This is a genomic window from Luteimicrobium xylanilyticum, from assembly GCF_009429125.1.
In the GTDB taxonomy this organism is placed as follows: Bacteria; Actinomycetota; Actinomycetes; order Actinomycetales; family Cellulomonadaceae; genus Luteimicrobium; species Luteimicrobium xylanilyticum.
On the sequence record NZ_CP045529.1, the window covers coordinates 1,168,556 to 1,183,522 of the forward strand.

Annotated in this window: 10 protein-coding genes; 7 read left to right on the plus strand and 3 right to left on the minus strand. The window is 76.4% G+C overall.

All coding sequences use genetic code 11. The features are described from left to right. The first annotated feature begins 11 nt into the window (after positions 1 to 11). The gene (locus KDY119_RS04985; RefSeq protein ID WP_227994526.1) at positions 12 to 3,338 is read left to right on the plus strand and encodes a UrvD/REP family ATP-dependent DNA helicase; all 3,327 of its coding nucleotides are present in this window, start codon (positions 12 to 14) and stop codon (positions 3,336 to 3,338) included. Between the two features lie 24 nt (positions 3,339 to 3,362). Beyond that, the gene (locus KDY119_RS04990) at positions 3,363 to 6,833 is read left to right on the plus strand and encodes an ATP-dependent DNA helicase (RefSeq protein WP_153022018.1); all 3,471 of its coding nucleotides are present in this window, start codon (positions 3,363 to 3,365) and stop codon (positions 6,831 to 6,833) included. A 15-nt stretch (positions 6,834 to 6,848) separates the two neighbouring features. Here the strand turns inward: KDY119_RS04990 and KDY119_RS04995 are convergent, their stop codons facing one another. Beyond that, complete coding sequence (locus tag KDY119_RS04995; RefSeq protein WP_036952198.1) at positions 6,849 to 7,775, minus strand: phosphotransferase; 927 nt, start codon at positions 7,773 to 7,775, stop codon at positions 6,849 to 6,851. Between the two features lie 87 nt (positions 7,776 to 7,862). Here KDY119_RS04995 and nudC point away from each other — a divergent pair, with 87 nt between their 5' ends. After that, positions 7,863 to 8,939: an NAD(+) diphosphatase gene (gene nudC, locus KDY119_RS05000; RefSeq protein ID WP_051136721.1), complete on the plus strand. Its 1,077-nt coding sequence runs from the start codon at positions 7,863 to 7,865 to the stop codon at positions 8,937 to 8,939. Position 8,940: 1 nt separating this feature from the next. After that, positions 8,941 to 9,798, plus strand: a complete 858-nt coding sequence (locus KDY119_RS05005) for a class I SAM-dependent methyltransferase (RefSeq protein WP_153022019.1) — start codon at positions 8,941 to 8,943, stop codon at positions 9,796 to 9,798. Between the two features lie 44 nt (positions 9,799 to 9,842). On the opposite strand, the gene KDY119_RS05010 is transcribed toward KDY119_RS05005, so the two are convergent. Beyond that, complete coding sequence (locus tag KDY119_RS05010; RefSeq protein ID WP_051136774.1) at positions 9,843 to 10,061, minus strand: mycoredoxin; 219 nt, start codon at positions 10,059 to 10,061, stop codon at positions 9,843 to 9,845. Between the two features lie 214 nt (positions 10,062 to 10,275). Between KDY119_RS05010 and KDY119_RS05015 the strand changes: the two genes are divergently transcribed. Then, a complete protein-coding gene (locus KDY119_RS05015) occupies positions 10,276 to 12,357 on the plus strand; it encodes an ATP-dependent DNA helicase UvrD2 (protein ID WP_036952191.1) in 2,082 nt (693 codons plus the stop codon). 459 nt (positions 12,358 to 12,816) lie between these two features. Then, the gene (locus KDY119_RS05020) at positions 12,817 to 13,197 is read left to right on the plus strand and encodes a WhiB family transcriptional regulator (RefSeq protein ID WP_036952189.1); all 381 of its coding nucleotides are present in this window, start codon (positions 12,817 to 12,819) and stop codon (positions 13,195 to 13,197) included. A gap of 16 nt (positions 13,198 to 13,213) precedes the next feature. Here KDY119_RS05020 and KDY119_RS05025 read toward each other — a convergent pair whose 3' ends face one another. Continuing rightward, the gene (locus tag KDY119_RS05025; protein ID WP_153022020.1) at positions 13,214 to 14,284 is read right to left on the minus strand and encodes a ThiF family adenylyltransferase; all 1,071 of its coding nucleotides are present in this window, start codon (positions 14,282 to 14,284) and stop codon (positions 13,214 to 13,216) included. A 173-nt stretch (positions 14,285 to 14,457) separates the two neighbouring features. On the opposite strand from KDY119_RS05025, the gene KDY119_RS05030 reads away from it, so the two are divergent. Further along, positions 14,458 to 14,964 (plus strand): SprT-like domain-containing protein, encoded by a 507-nt coding sequence (locus tag KDY119_RS05030; protein WP_036952184.1) that lies wholly within the window; start codon positions 14,458 to 14,460, stop codon positions 14,962 to 14,964. Positions 14,965 to 14,967: the final 3 nt, after the last annotated feature.

Here is a 14,967-nt window from a genome sequence, read left to right on the forward strand (position 1 = left end):
GGGATGAGGCCGTGCCGCCCGCTCCCGCCGTCAGCCTCCTGCCGCCCGCGCCCCCCGAGCTGCGCACCGCGGCGTCGGACGGCGGCCTGGACCCTGCGCAGACGGCGGCGCTCGAGGCCGCCGCCGGGCTGGGGGCAGGGGAGGCGCTCGTCGTCCTCGGGGCTCCCGGGACGGGCAAGACGACGGTCGCCGTGGAGGTCGCCGCCCTCGCTCTGGCGCAGGGCGCCGCTCCGCACGAGGTGCTGCTGCTCGCGCCGTCCCGACGCGCCGCGGACTCGCTGCGGGACGTCCTGACCTACCGGGCCGCGAGCACGCTCTCGGCCCCGCTCGTGCGGACGGCGGCGTCGGCGGCGTTCGCGGTCCTGTGCTCGCGGGCCGAGGCGCTGGGAGACCCGCTGCCCACGCTCGTCTCGGGGCCGGAGCAGGATCTGCTGCTGTCCGAGCTCCTCGCGGGCCATGTGGCGGGCGCCGGGGTCCCGCTCAGGCTCCCGCCCGGTCTGCCCGAGGAGGTCCTCGGGCTGCGCGGCTTCCGGCAGGAGCTGCGCGACCTGCTCATGCGGGCCGCCGAGCACGACCTGCTGCCGTCCGAGCTGGCCGCGCTCGGCCGCTTGCACGACCGCCCCGAGTGGGAGCTGGCCGCCCAGCTCTACGAGGAGTACCTCGCGGTCACGGCGCTCGGGACGGGCACACCGGACCGCGGGGCGCGCGTCGACCCCGCGGTCGTCGTCGCGGAGGCCGCGGACGCCCTGCGGACCTGGGACGCGGACCTGCCGGGCGTGCCGCGGCCGCGGTGGCGCCTCGTCGTCGTCGACGACTACCAGGAGGCCACCGCCGCCACCGCGGCCCTGCTCGAGGTCCTGCGCGACGCCGGTGCCCGCCTGGTCCTGCTCGGTGACCCCGACGTCGCGGTGCAGACGTTCCGCGGTGCGAGCCCCGCGCTGCTCGGGCAGGCCGGTGCCCGCCCGGGCCGCGGGCCGGGGCAGGTCGGCGCGTTCGACGCGCGGACCGTGCACCTCGGGACGGCGTGGCGGCACCCGGAGGGGCTGCGCGACGTCGTCACGCGCGTCACGGCCGCCATCCCCACCCTCGGTGCCGCGGCGCACCGGCGCGCGACGCCGGGCGGGCCGATCGACGGCGCCGGCCGGGTCGGCGTCGATGCCGAGCCCGTCGTCGACGTCGCGACCTTCGTCTCCGGGGCGGAGGAGACCGCGCACGTCGCGCGGGTCCTGCGCGCCGAGCACCTGCTGCGCGGCACGCCGTGGGAGCGCATGGCCGTCGTCGCGCGCGCGGGCGGTCAGCTCGCCGCGCTGCGTCGCGGCCTGCTCGCGGCGCAGGTGCCCGTGAACCTCCTGGGCTCCGACGTGCCGCTCCGTGACGAGCCCGCGGTCCGTCCGCTGCTCGAGGTCGTCGGGGTCGCGCTGGACCTCGAGGCCGCGGGCGGGACGGACGACGACGCGGCGTCGCCCGTCGACCCGGACGTGGTCGCGGACCTCCTCACGTCACCCGTCGGCGGGCTCGACGTCGTCGGGCTGCGGCGCCTGCGCCGGGCCCTGCGCGCGGAGGAGCGGGCGGGCGGCGGGGGCCGCGCGTCGGACGCGCTGCTCGCTGAGGTCGTGGAGCACCCGAGCCGCGCAGCCACGCTCCCCGCGACCGTCCGGGCACCCGCCGAGCGTGTCGCGCGCGTCGTGGAGGCCGCGCGCGTGGCCGCGCGCGAACCCGACGCCGACGCCCAGTCCGTCCTGTGGGCCGCCTGGGACGCGACGGGCCTGGCCGAGCGGTGGCAGCGCCTCGCGCTCGAGGGCGGGACGGCGGGTGCGCGTGCCGACCGTGACCTCGACGCCGTGCTCGCGCTGTTCCGGGCGGCCGAGACGTTCGTCGACCGGCTCCCGCAGGCGCCGGCTCGCGCGTTCCTCGACTACCTCGGCTCGCAGGACCTGCCGGCCGACACGCTGGCGGCGCAGGCGGTCGGCGCCGGCTCGGTGTCCGCGCTCACCCCCGCCGGGGCGGCCGGCGGCGAGTGGGACGTCGTCGTCGTCACGAGCGTGCAGGACGGCGTGTGGCCCGACCTGCGCCTGCGCGACTCGCTGCTGGGCTCGCAGGCGCTCGTCGAGATGCTCGCCCGGCGCGAGCTCGGCGGGGCCGAGGGCGAGACCGGGGCGGCGGCGCGCCGTGCCGTCCTCGCGGACGAGCTGCGCGCCTTCGCGGTGGCCGTCTCGCGCGCCCGGCGGCGGCTCGTCGTGACCGCCGTCGACGACGCCGACGAGCGCCCGTCCGTGTTCCTCGACCTCGTCGAGGCGCCGCCCGAGGAGGGGCGCACGCCCCGCCGACGCGAGGCCTCGCTCGACCTGAGGGGGCTGGTCGCGTCCTTGCGCCGCGACCTGGTCGAGGGCGCGGTGACGGCGGACTCGGCCGCGCGTGGTCCGGGCGCCCCCGACCGCACCGCCGCCCTGCTCGCGGACCTCGCCCGCGCGGGCGTGAGCGGCGCCGACCCCGCGGGCTGGTACGGGGCGGGCGACGTCACGAGCGACGCCCCGCTCCACCCGGGCGAGGAGCGCGTCGTCGTCTCGCCGTCACGCGTCGAGCTCGTCGACGCGTGCGCCCTGCGCTGGGCGCTCGAGACGGCCGGCGGCACCGCGCCCGACGCGACCGTCCAGACCCTCGGCACGCTCGTCCACGCCGTCGCCGAGGCCCTGCCCGACGGTGGCCACGCGGCGCTCGCGGCCGAGCTCGACCGGCGTTTCCCCGAGCTCGGGCTCAAGCCCGGCTGGCCCGCCACGCAGACGCGACGTCGGGCCGACGCGATGGTCGAGCGCCTCGCCGGGTACCTCAAGGACCGCACGGCGCTCGCCGTCGAGGTGCCGTTCCGCGTGGACGTCGGGGAACGAGCCACGCTGCGCGGCGTGATCGACCGGGTCGAGGCGACGGGCGACGCCGGCGCCGTCGAGGTCGTCGACCTCAAGACGGGCCGCAACGCCCCCTCCAAGGCGGACACCGAGCAGCACGCCCAGCTCGGGGCGTACCAGCTCGCGGTCGAGCTCGGCGGGCTCGACGGCTCGAAGCAGCCCGAGGGCGGACCGGGCGCGGACCTGCCCGACGGCGCACGGCCGGCAGGTGCGCGGCTCGTCTACCTCGGTACCGGCCGCAACGCCGCGCTGCGCGACCAGCCGGCGCTCGACGAGCAGCCCGACGGCGGCGCGTGGGCCGCGGAGCTCGTCGACGGCGTCGCGCGCACCATGGCCGGATCGGCGTTCGTCGCCCAGGAGAACCGCCTGTGCGGGTCGTGCCCGGTCCGCCGGACGTGCCCCGCGCAGCCCGAGGGACGACAGGTGATCGCATGAGGGGCATCGCATGAAGGGCATCGCATGACGGAGCAGCTCGACCGCACGCTCGTCGCCGCGGTGGACGACGGGCCGGTCGCGGCCAGCCGTCGGCGGTACGCGGCCCTCGAGATCGCGGAGATCCTCGGCCGCCCGGCCCCGACGCCGGAGCAGGTCGCGGTGATCGAGGCGGACCCGGCGTCGCCGCTGCTCGTCATCGCGGGGGCCGGCTCGGGCAAGACGGAGACGATGGCGTCGCGCGTCGTCTGGCTCATCGCCAACGGGCACGTGCGGCCGGAGGAGGTCCTGGGCCTGACGTTCACGCGCAAGGCCGCGGGCGAGCTCGCGCTGCGCGTCCAGGACCGTCTGGCGCAGTTCGCCCGGCGGACGGGCGCCGCGGCGGACGGGCTCGCGCTCCTCGACCGTCCGACCGTCTCGACGTACAACGCGTACGCGGCCGGCCTCGTCGGCGACCACGCGCTGCGCCTCGGGATCGAGCCGGGTTCGCGCCTGCTCAGCGAGGCCAGCCAGTGGCAGCTCGCGGCGGAGGTCGTCGAGTCGTGGGCGGGGGACCTCGGCACGGACGCCGCCGTGTCGTCGGTGATCGACGCGGTCCGCTCGCTCTCGGGTGCGCTCGCGGAGCACCTGCTCGAGCCCGTCGAGGCGCGGGCTCGGCTCGAGCGGCTCGCCGACGGGATCGCCGCCGTCCCGCTCGGGCGCCGGAAGACCCACTACGCGGACGTCACGAGCCTGCTCGGAAGCCTCGGCGAGCGGGCTCGGCTGCTCGACGTCGTCGCCGCGTACGCCGAGCGCAAGCGGCGGCTCGAGGCGCTCGACTTCGGTGACCAGGTCGCGATCGCGGCCCGCCTCGCGCGGGAGGTGCCCGTCGTCGGACGGCTCGAGCGTGGCCGGTACCGGGCCGTCCTGCTCGACGAGTACCAGGACACCTCGCACGCCCAGGTCGAGCTCCTCGCGGCGCTGTTCGGGGCCGGCCACGGCGTTACAGCCGTGGGCGACCCGAACCAGTCGATCTACGGGTGGCGCGGGGCGAGCGCGGGCGGCATCGGGCGCTTCCCCGAGCGGTTCCGGCAGGCGCCCACGGCCGCGAGCCCGCACGGCGCGCGCGCCCGGGTGCTGAGCCTGTCGACGTCGTGGCGCAACGACCGTGCGATCCTCGACGTCGCGAACCGCACGGCCGAGCCGCTGCGCGCGTCGTCGCAGGTCCCGGTGGACCGGCTCGCGGCGCGGCCCGGGGCGGGCGAGGGGGCGGTCCACGTGACCTTCCTCGCGACGGAGGACGAAGAGGCGGCGCACCTGGCCGACGTGGTCGCGAGGGCGCGGGACGACGCGGCAGCGGCCGGTCGCTCGATGCCGTCGGCGGCGGTGCTGTGCCGCGCGCGACGCCAGTTCCTCCCGGTCGAGGCGGCGCTGCGCGCGCGGGGGATCCCGGTCGAGGTCGTCGGGCTCGGTGGGCTCCTGTCCACGCCCGAGGTGACGGACCTCGTCGCGTTCCTGCAGGTCGCGCACGACCCGTCGCGCGGCGACGCGCTCGCCCGCCTGCTCACGGGGCCGCGCGTCAACCTCGGCGCAGCCGACCTGTTCGCGCTCGCGAGCCGGGCGCGCGACCTCGCCGACGCCCAGGACCGGGCCCGGGCCGACGGCGCGCCCGACGACGCCCCGCCCGAGCCGGAGCCCGACCCCGAGGACGGGGCCGAGCCCGCGATCCTCGAGGGCGACGTCGTCGACCACCGCTCGCTCGTCGACGCGCTCGACGACCTGCCCGCACCGGGACGCGCCGCGCGCGACGGGCGCACGCTGACGACGGCGGCGCACACCCGCCTGGCGACGCTCGCCCGCGACCTGCGGGCGGTCCGCGCGCAGACCTACCTGTCGCTCCCGGAGCTCGTGACGCAGGCGGAGCGTGCGCTCGGCCTCGACATCGAGGTCGACGTCGCGGGCGCGCTCTTCGACGCGGGCGCCCAGGGCGGCAGCGAGCTCGGGCGTGCCCACCTCGACGCCTTCCGGGACGTCGCGCTCGAGTTCTCCCAGTCGGCCGACGTCCCGACGCTCGGCGCCTTCCTGGCGTGGCTCGGCGCGGCCCAGGCGCAGGAGGGTGGGCTCGACCTGCCGCTGCGCGACGTCGACCCCGACGCCGTCCAGGTCATCACCGTGCACGGCGCGAAGGGCCTCGAGTGGGACCTCGTCGTCGTGCCCGGCCTCGTGCAGCAGGCGTTCCCGCAGGTGCGGTTCGGGGACGACGGACCGACGGACTCGGGCTGGCTCACCGGGCTCGGCAACCTGCCGTACCCGCTGCGCGGCGACGCCCGCGACCTGCCGCACCTGGCGTACGACGACGCCGAGGACGCCACCGGCCTCCGCGACGCCCTGGCCGCGTTCAAGCTCGCGTGCGGCGAGCACGAGCTCGCCGAGGAGAGGCGGCTCGCCTACGTGGCGTTCACGCGGGCCCGGCACGAGCTGCACCTGTCGGGGTCGTGGTGGCGCACGGGCACCCGGCCGAGCGAGCCGTCGGTGTTCCTGACCGAGCTCGTCGACGCCGGCCTGCGCCCCGAGATGTGGGCCGACGTCCCCGAGGACGGTGCGTCGAACCCGCTCGCCGACCGCGTCCGCACGGGCTGGTGGCCCGCTATCCCTGACGATGACGCAGCGAGGGGCCACGCCGACCCGGCGGCGGAGCCGGGCCCGTCCCCGGCGGTCCGGGCGGTGCGGGCCGCCGCGGACGCGGTCCGGGAAGCGGTCGAGTCCGGTGCCTCGGCCCTCGCCACCGACGACGCCAGGCACGCCCCGGACGACCCGGACGGCCTGGTCGCCCTCGCGCGTCTGCTCCTCGCCGAGCGCGCCACGCACGAGGCCGCTCGCGCCGAGGTCGCCTTCCCGGCCCACGTGTCGGCGTCGGGCCTCGTGGCGCTCGCGGCGGACCGGGACGCGTTCGCCCTGGCGCGTCGCCGCCCGGTCCCGCGCAGGCCCTCGTCGCACGCCCGCCGGGGGACGGCGTTCCACGCCTGGGTCGAGCGGTACTTCGGGGCTGCGGCGCTGCTCGACGTCGAGGACCTCCCGGGCGCCGACGACGCCGACGTCCGGACCGACGAGGAGCTCGACGCCCTGCGCACGACCTTCCTGGCGTCGCGGTGGGCGTCGCGCGAGCCGCTCGCGATCGAGGTGGACGTCGAGACCCCGGTCGCGGGCGTCGTCGTGCGTTGCCGCATCGACGCGGTCTTTCCCGACCGCGCCGAGCCGCGGGGCGACGACCCCGACGGCACCCGGCCGGCCGCCGTCGTCGTGGACTGGAAGACGGGCCGCGCGCCGCACGACGAGGCATCGCGGCGTGCGCGCGAGGTCCAGCTCGCGGCGTACCGGCTGGCGTGGTCCCGGTGGTCGGGGCTGCCGCTCGCGGACGTGTCGGCGGCGTTCTACTACGTCGCGGACGACACCACGGAACGCCCGGTCGACCTGCTCGACGAGACCGCGCTCGAGGCGCTGGTGCGCGGGGTCCGCTAGCGCTGGGCCGCGGGGCTACGAGTCGCCGGGCCCGTCCTCGACGGCCTCCTCGAGCTCGCGGAGCATGTCGACGGCGTCGGCCACGACGTCGTCCTGGCCCGTGCGCACCCCGTGCAGGAGCCAGCGCACGAGCTCGAGCTCGCCCGCGAGCAGCGCACGCTCCTCGAGGTGCGGGTCGGCGAGCTCGGTGCGGCGCAGCCGGTACGCCTCGAGGATCGAGTCGGTCGCGTCCTCGGGTGCGGCGACGAGCAGCCAGGCGAGGTCGTCCGCGGGGTCGGCGACGCGCGCGTCGGACCAGCCGGTCACGGCGCGCACCCGGGTCCCGGACGTGAGGACCTGCTCGGGGCCGAGGTCCCCGTGCACGACGACGGGCTGGTACTTCCAGAGGGCGACGTCCTCGAGCGCGTCCTCCCAGCGGCGCAGCAGGGTGGCGGGCACGTGGCCGGTGGCGGCGGCGTCGTCGAGCTCGGCGAGCCGGCGGTCCCGGTACTCGTCGGCCGTGTAGACGGGGAGGCCGGCGTCGGCGACGACGGTCGCGGGCAGCTCGTGGATCGCGGCGACGACGCGTCCCAGGTCGGCCGCGAGGCCGGGGCCGGGGCCGAGCCGGTCGAGGTCGAGAGGTGCGCCGTCGAGCGCGGCGTGCACGACGGCGCGCCCGCCCTCGGGCAGCCGTGCGTAGCCGCGGGGCGCCGGGACCGCGAACGGCAGGACGCCCGCGTCGACGTACGGCACGAGGCGGGCGAGCAGCGCGACCTCGGCCTCGAGGGCCGCGCCGGCGGCGACGGTCTGCGGGGCGCGCACGACCCAGCGGGCGCCGTCCTCGTCGGTCACGACGGCGACGTCGTAGTCACCGCGGTCGCGCACCGGCTCGGCGGTCACGGCCTGCAGCCCGTGCACCGCCTGGGTGGAGAGCGCGGCGAGGACGAGGGGCGAGCGGGTCACCTGCCCACGGTAGCGGGCGCGGGCCGGGTGAAGCCTCTCAACCCGCCCGGCGGACTGCCGGCACGTGCCGGCAGCTACGGTGGCCCGGTGACCGATGTCGTCTCGCCCTCGCCCTTCGATCCGTCGTCCGCGCTGCCGCTCGCGACACCGTTGGCCCGTGCGGCCGAGCGTCGGGCGGTGCCGGGCGAGCTCGCCCGCGCGCTCGCCGACGACGCGACCCGCGTCCTGCTCGTGCACCGGGCCAAGGTCCCGGTCGTGACGGTCGGCGCCCCGGACGCGGCCGCCGAGGACGTCGGTTGGGGCGCCGGTCCGCAGGCTGCGGCGACGCAGCGTCTCGACCTCCTCCCGGCCGCCGCGGTCCGTGACCCGGCGTTCGGGGCGCCGTCGGACGCGCAGCCGGTAGCCCGGTGGCTGCTGCTGTGCGAGACGGGCGGCGCGGCCGTGCTGGCGCTCGTCGTGCCCGACTCTGCCGACGCGAGCACGCCGGGGATCGAGGGCATCGCCCCGCAGGACCCGTGGTCGGCCCTGCTCCGCGACCGCGGATGGCGGACGGTCCGCGAGGCCGCGGTCACGGTCGCACCCGAGGAGGCCGCGCTCGCCGCCGAGGCGACCGCCCTGGCGCAGTGGCACGACCGCAGCCCTCGCTGCCCGCACTGCGGCGAGCCGACGGTCGTCGTCGACGGCGGCTGGGTGCGGCGGTGCGAGGCGGAGGGCATCAGCCACTTCCCGCGCACGGATCCGGCGGTGATCATGGCGGTCGTCGATGCGGACGACCGGCTGCTCCTGGGGCGGTCGACGGCGTGGCCGGAGGGGCGGTTCTCGACGCTCGCCGGGTTCGTCGAGCCGGGGGAGTCGGCCGAGCAGGCGGTGCGTCGCGAGGTGGGCGAGGAGTCAGGCGTCGAGGTGGGGGACGTCGTCTTCCGGGCGAGCCAGCCGTGGCCGTTCCCGTCGTCGCTCATGCTCGGCTTCCGTGCGGTCGCCCGCACGACGGCGCTGCGTGCGGACGGGGTCGAGCTCGCCGAGCTGCGCTGGGTCACCCGGGGCGAGCTGGCTGACCAGGTCGCGGCGGGGGCCCTGCTCCCGCCCGGGCGCGTGTCGATCGCGCGGGCGCTGATCGAGGAGTGGTTCGGCGGCCCGCTGCCCGAGGTCGCGAAGGAGTCGTGACATGAGGTCCACGACGGACCTGGCGACGCCCTTCGACCGCTCGGAGCGGTCGATCTGGCGCGGCTCCGCGGACGCCTACGCCCGGTCGTTCGCGCACCTGTGCGCCCACCTGGCCCCGGACCTCGTCGACGCCGCCGCACCCCGGGGCGCCCACAGCCCGAAGGTACGGGTGCTGGACGTCGGCACCGGCACCGGGACCGTCGCGCGCGAGGCGCGGCGCCGCGGGTGCGAGGTGGTGGTGTGCGACGCGGACCCGGGGATGGTCGCGGCGGCCGCCGGGGCGGCGGGGGCCGGCGGCGCGCACCTGACGGGCGTCGCCGGGGCGCTGCCGGCGCTGCCCTTCGCGGACGGGTCGTTCGACGCCGTCACGGCGGGCTTCGTGCTCAACCACGTCGGACGCCCGCGTGCGTCGGCCGCGGAACTGGTGCGCGTGGTCCGACCGGGCGGACGCGTCGCCGCGACGATCTGGGCGAGCCCGCCAGGCGCGGGCCAGACGCTCGTGGGCCGGGCGCTCGCGGCCGCCGGGATCGAGCGTCCGGCGAGCTTCCCGTCGCTCGCCCGCGACGACGACTTCCCCCGCACCGCCGACGGCTTCGCGCAGGTGCTGCGGGGTGCGGGGCCGGTGGACGTCGTCGTCACCGAGCACCGGTGGGACCACCGCGTCGACCTGGACACGTGGTGGTCGGGCCTGGCGTCCGGGGTCGCGACGATCGGCAAGGTGCTCACGGGGGCGCCCCCGCGGGCTCAGGCCGAGGCGCGGGCCCACTTCGACCGGCTGGCGGCGGCGCTGCGCGACGACGACGGGCTGCTGGTCCTCCCGCACGTCGCCCTGCTGGGCCACGGCCGTCATCTCAGCTGAGCCCTGTCCGTACGGGGCGGGCGACGTACGGCGCGGGCGAACCGTCAGAGGCGCGAACGGACCTCGGCGAGGCTGGGGTTCGTGGCCGCGGTGCCGTCCGGGAAGACGACGGTCGGGACGACCTGGTTGCCGTTGTTGATCTGCTCCACGTACGACGCCGTCTCGGGCTGCTGCTCGATGTCGACGACCGTGTAGCCGATGCCCGCGGAGTCGAGCTGGGTCTTGAGGCGGCGGCAGTAGCCGCACCACGTCGTCGAGTACATGACGACGGTCCCGGGCTCGGGCAGGACGGGGGAGACGGCGGTCTCGGTCACGGAGCAACTCCTCGCTGGCGCACGTGCGGCGTGACGAGTCGCACGCCGACCCGGTACAACGCGCGACCTGCTGCTGTTCTTCCCGGCGGCCCGGCGCCCGACGGCGCGCCCACCTGGGGACGACGGGCCCGCGTGTCACCCGCGGCTGCGAGAATCGCACGCGATGTCCACGCCCACCGCCTCCTCGCCCCGACCCGACGCGCCGGTCCCGCCGCGCACCGCCGACGCGATCCTCGACGCGCTCGATCCCGAGCAGCGCGACGTCGCGGTCACGCTCCAGGGCCCGGTGTGCGTGCTGGCGGGCGCGGGCACCGGCAAGACGCGCGCGATCACGCACCGCATCGCGTACGGGGTGCGCACCGGTGTCTACACGCCGACGAGCGTCCTCGCGGTCACGTTCACCGCCCGCGCCGCGGGCGAGATGCGGACCCGGTTGCGCCAGCTCGGCGTCCAGGGCGTCCAGGCGCGCACGTTCCACGCGGCCGCGCTGCGCCAGCTCGGGTACTTCTGGCCGCGCGTCGTCGGAGGGGCGCCGCCGCGGATCCTCGAGTACAAGGCGCCCGCGGTCGGCGAGGCCGCCCGGAGGCTCGGCGTCGCCGTCGACCGGGTGGCCGTGCGCGACCTGTCGTCCGAGATCGAGTGGGCCAAGGTCTCGCTGGTCACCGCGGAGGACTACGAGCGTGCGTGCGCGGCCGTCGACCGGGAGACGCCCGCCGGCTACGACGCGACCACGATCGCCCGCCTGATCGCCTCCTACGAGGAGGTCAAGACGGAGCGCGGCGTCATCGACTTCGAGGACGTCCTGCTCCTGCTCGGCGAGATGCTGCGCTCGACGCCCGCAGTCGCGGACGAAGTCCGCCGCCAGTACCGGCACTTCGTCGTCGACGAGTACCAGGACGTGTCGCCGCTGCAGCAGTTCCTGCTCGACCAGTGGCTCGGCGGCCGCAAGGAGCTGTGCGTCGTCGGCGACCCGAGCCAGACCATCTACTCCTTCACCGGCGCGACGCCCCACCACCTGCTGACCTTCTCGAAGACCTACCCGGAGGCGCACGTCCTGCGGCTGGTCCGGGACTACCGCTCGACCCCCGAGGTCGTGACCCTCGCCAACCGGCTCCTCGCGAGCACCGGCCGGCGCCGTGGTCCCGGCGCACCTCTCGAGCTGATCGCCCAGCGCCCGTCCGGCCCGCCCGTGGCGTACACCGCGTACGACGACGACGAGTCCGAGGCCGCGGGCATCGCTGCCCGCGTGGGGCGCCTGGTCGAGCAGGGCGTCCCGGTCAGCGAGATCGCAGTCCTGTACCGGACGAACGCGCAGTCGGAGGCGTTCGAGCAGGCGCTCGCCGACGCGGGCATCGGCTACCTCGTGCGCGGCGGTGCCCGGTTCTTCGAGCGCAAGGAGGTCCGCGACGCGATCGTGCTGCTGCGCGGCGCGGCCCGCTCCGCCGACCCGGACCAGCCCATGCCGGAGGCCGTGCGCGACGTCCTCATCACCGTCGGGTGGGCGCCGAAGCCACCCGCCGCGCGCGGCGCCGTCCGTGAGCGCTGGGACGCGATGCAGGCGCTCGTGGCGCTCGCGGACGACCTGCCCGAAGGCGCGACGCTCGCGGACCTGGTGGCCGAGCTCGACGAGCGCGCGTCGGCCCAGCACGCACCCACCGTCGAGGGCGTCACGCTCGCGTCCCTGCACGCGGCCAAGGGCCTCGAGTGGGACGCGGTGTTCCTCGCGGGCATGAGCGAGGGCCTCATGCCGATCTCGCTCGCCGAGACCGACGACGCCGTCGCGGAGGAGCGCCGCCTCCTCTACGTGGGGATCACGCGCGCCCGCGAGCGGCTCGAGCTGTCCTTCGGGCGCTCGCGGCACCCGGGCGGGCGGGCGACACGCAAGCGCACCCGGTTCCTCGACGGGCTGTGGCCGGACGACCCGGCGGAGCGTGCTCGACGCTCGCGGTCCTCGGCCGGCGGGTCGCGGTCGGGGGGGCGGGGTGCCGCGCGCGGCGTCCAGCTCACGGGGGAGTACGACCAGGCGCTGTTCGAGTCGCTGCGCGAATGGCGCTCGGGCGTGGCCCGGGAGATCGACAAGCCGGCGTTCACGGTGCTCGTCGACTCGACGCTCGCGGAGATAGCGGAGAGCCGCCCGTCGTCCGTCGCGGAGCTGGCGCGCGTGAACGGCATCGGGCCCGCGAAGATCGACCGCTACGGGGCCGCGCTGCTCGAGCTCGTCCGGGCCGCGGCGGGCCCGTCCTGACCGGCGTCGGGACCCGCGAAAGAATTCTGGAGAAACTCGTCCGTAAATAAGTTGTGCGCCCTACGGACCGGGGCGTACGGTCGACGAGTCCGATGCCCGAGGGTGTCGTGCGGGACGAACCGCACGGTGCCGAACGAGAGAGGAGGTGGGTGTACCGATGAACATTTCGACGATCGAGATCATGGCTCCGAAGACCGGCTTTGCACAGTCTGCGGGCTACAGCTCTGTCTCCGCGCGCTCTTGGAAGCGCGGGACGCGACGCGATCTCCCCGCACCCAGCTCCGCACCCTGGATCCCTCTGTAGGTCGAACCGACCGAACAGCCTCCAGGCCGCGGAGCCCCGACAGGGATCCGCGGCCTTGTTCATTGGACCGGCGCCACCGGCGTCGTACCAAGGCCCTCCGGATTCCCGTCGAAGCAATCACCACAAGCAACGACAGGACGAAACTGGAGGACATCGTGCGGCTCACGACGCTGCTCGACTCGATCCCGCAGGGCGGTTCCGGACCGTGGAACCCCGCCCCCGACACCCTCGCCCCCCTCCTCGCGAACGAGGGCGTCGGTAGCACCGCCGCCGAGTTCGACCGCATCCTCGCCGAGATCCTGCCCTGCCGTACGAACGACGCCGAGCTCTGGTTCGCCGAGCGCCAGGCCGACGTCGAGCGGGCCAAGGCTCTGTGCCACGACTGCCCCCTCATGGAGGGCTGCCTCGCGGGTGCGGTCGAGCGCCACGAGCCGTGGGGTGTGTGGGGCGGTCAGGTCTTCGTGGACGGTGTGGTCGTCGCGACCAAGCGAGGCCGTGGCCGGCCGCGCAAGGTGCGGCCCGCCGAGGCGGCCTGAGCATCTCGGATCGAGATCACGGATCGACAGGTAGATCCACACCGTGGCACCCGCATCGTGGATGCGGGTGCCACGGTCGTACCCGGGGCACTGCGGCGGGCAGCCCGATCTCGAGGGTCGCGGACAGCGTCGTCACGGGGACCCCGTCGAGGTGGGCGAGCACCTGTCCGGCGGCGAGGGCGGCGGCCGTGGCTGCGGTGACCGTCTCCTCGGGTGCGGCCGCGCCCTCGTAGCGCTGGCGGAGCTGGACGGCCATGGTGGGCCAGCGCGAGTCGGCGTCCCGTCGGTGCAGGTCGACGCACCGCAGGCACGGGGTGCGCCCGGGCACCACGAGCGGCCCGACGACGGCGCCCGCCTCTTCCAGCACGACGGCCAGGTGGTCGGTCCCTGCCCCGACGAGCCGCGTGGCTCGTGCGACGTCGTGCGCGCGGTGGCCGACGAGGACGACGAGGTCCGGTTCGCGCGATGTCGCCGCCGTGCCGGTGCGGACGACGGTGGCGGGCGAGCAGGCCGCGAGGTGCGCTGCGAGGGACTCGTCCCGACGTTCACCGACGTCTGCGAGCACGAACCCTCCCACGCCGGTGTCGCTGGCCAGGACCGGCCGCGCGTCCTGCAGGAGCAGCGCACCGACGCCCGCGGTCGCGAGGGTCCGCGCGAGCGCGGCGCCGGTCCGGCCGGTGCCGGACACCAGCACGGTGCGCCGGGCGCGACGCTCCAGAACGTCGAGCCCGTCGCCGACGTGGACCGCGCCGAGGGCGGGGACGTCGCCCGCTCCCACGCCCGGGGCGGTGACGGGCGCGGAGCGGCGCTGCCCGACCGTGACGCCCGCCCGGTCGAGGAGCGCCACGAGGTCGCGGGCCCGCCCGGCGTCGACCCCCGCCCGCGCGGCGGAGACGAGGAGCGGCTTGTCGCCCGTGGTCGAGAGCCAGCGGGTCTCGTGCGGCGCGAGACCGTCCAGACGGACGGCGGTGCGCGGGTCGGATCCGAGCTGCAGCTCGCCCGTCGACCGCCACAGCACCTCGAGGCCGGGTCGCAGCCGGAGCCGTTCGAGGCGCGTCGTCGATGTGCGGGCTGCAGGTGCGGTCATGGTGACCTCCGGACGGCTGGCGTGGAATGCTCGGCCCCCACCGTGGCACGTCGGCGCCGGGTCCGGGCCGTCGTCCACAGGCACGGCGGTCCGACGGCGTCGCGCCTGGTTGCGCGACCGACGCGCCCGGCGTGGTCCTTTCGTCCGAGGTCAAGGACGGTTATGGTCGGGACGTGACCGACGTCACGCGCACGGTCGAGGTGCGGCGGAGCCGGCGACGGGTCAGCACGGTCAGCGCGTACCGCGACGGCGAGCGCACGATCGTGGCTATCCCGGCGCGCTTCTCGCGCGCCCAGGAGCGTGAGTGGGTCGAGCGGATGCTGGCCCGGCTCGAGGAGAAGGAGCAGCGGCGTCGTCCGTCCGACGAGCAGCTCCTCCAGCGTGCGACGGAGCTCTCCGAGCGCTACCTCGACGGCAGGGCTCACCCGTCGAGCGTGCGGTGGTCGTCGAACCAGGGCCGTCGGTGGGGGTCGTGCACCCTCCTCGACGGCTCGATCCGCATCTCGGACCGTGTCCAGGGGATGCCGGGCTGGGTCCTCGACTACGTGCTCCTGCACGAGCTGGCCCACCTGCTGCACGCCGGGCACGGCCCCGAGTTCTGGGAGCTGCTCGAGGCGTACCCGCGCACCGAGCGGGCGCGCGGCTACCTCGAGGGCGTCACCTTCGGCAAGACGTCGTAGCGT

Bases quoted from the DNA above. Each gene is read 5' to 3' on its own strand.
- KDY119_RS05025 (WP_153022020.1), bottom strand. From the start codon at position 14,284: ATGACCGCACCTGCAGCCCGCACATCGACGACGCGCCTCGAACGGCTC.
- KDY119_RS05010 (WP_051136774.1), bottom strand. From the start codon at position 10,061: ATGTACTCGACGACGTGGTGCGGCTACTGCCGCCGCCTCAAGACCCAG.
- KDY119_RS05005 (WP_153022019.1), top strand. From the start codon at position 8,941: ATGAGGTCCACGACGGACCTGGCGACGCCCTTCGACCGCTCGGAGCGG.
- KDY119_RS04990 (WP_153022018.1), top strand. From the start codon at position 3,363: ATGACGGAGCAGCTCGACCGCACGCTCGTCGCCGCGGTGGACGACGGG.
- KDY119_RS05015 (WP_036952191.1), top strand. From the start codon at position 10,276: ATGTCCACGCCCACCGCCTCCTCGCCCCGACCCGACGCGCCGGTCCCG.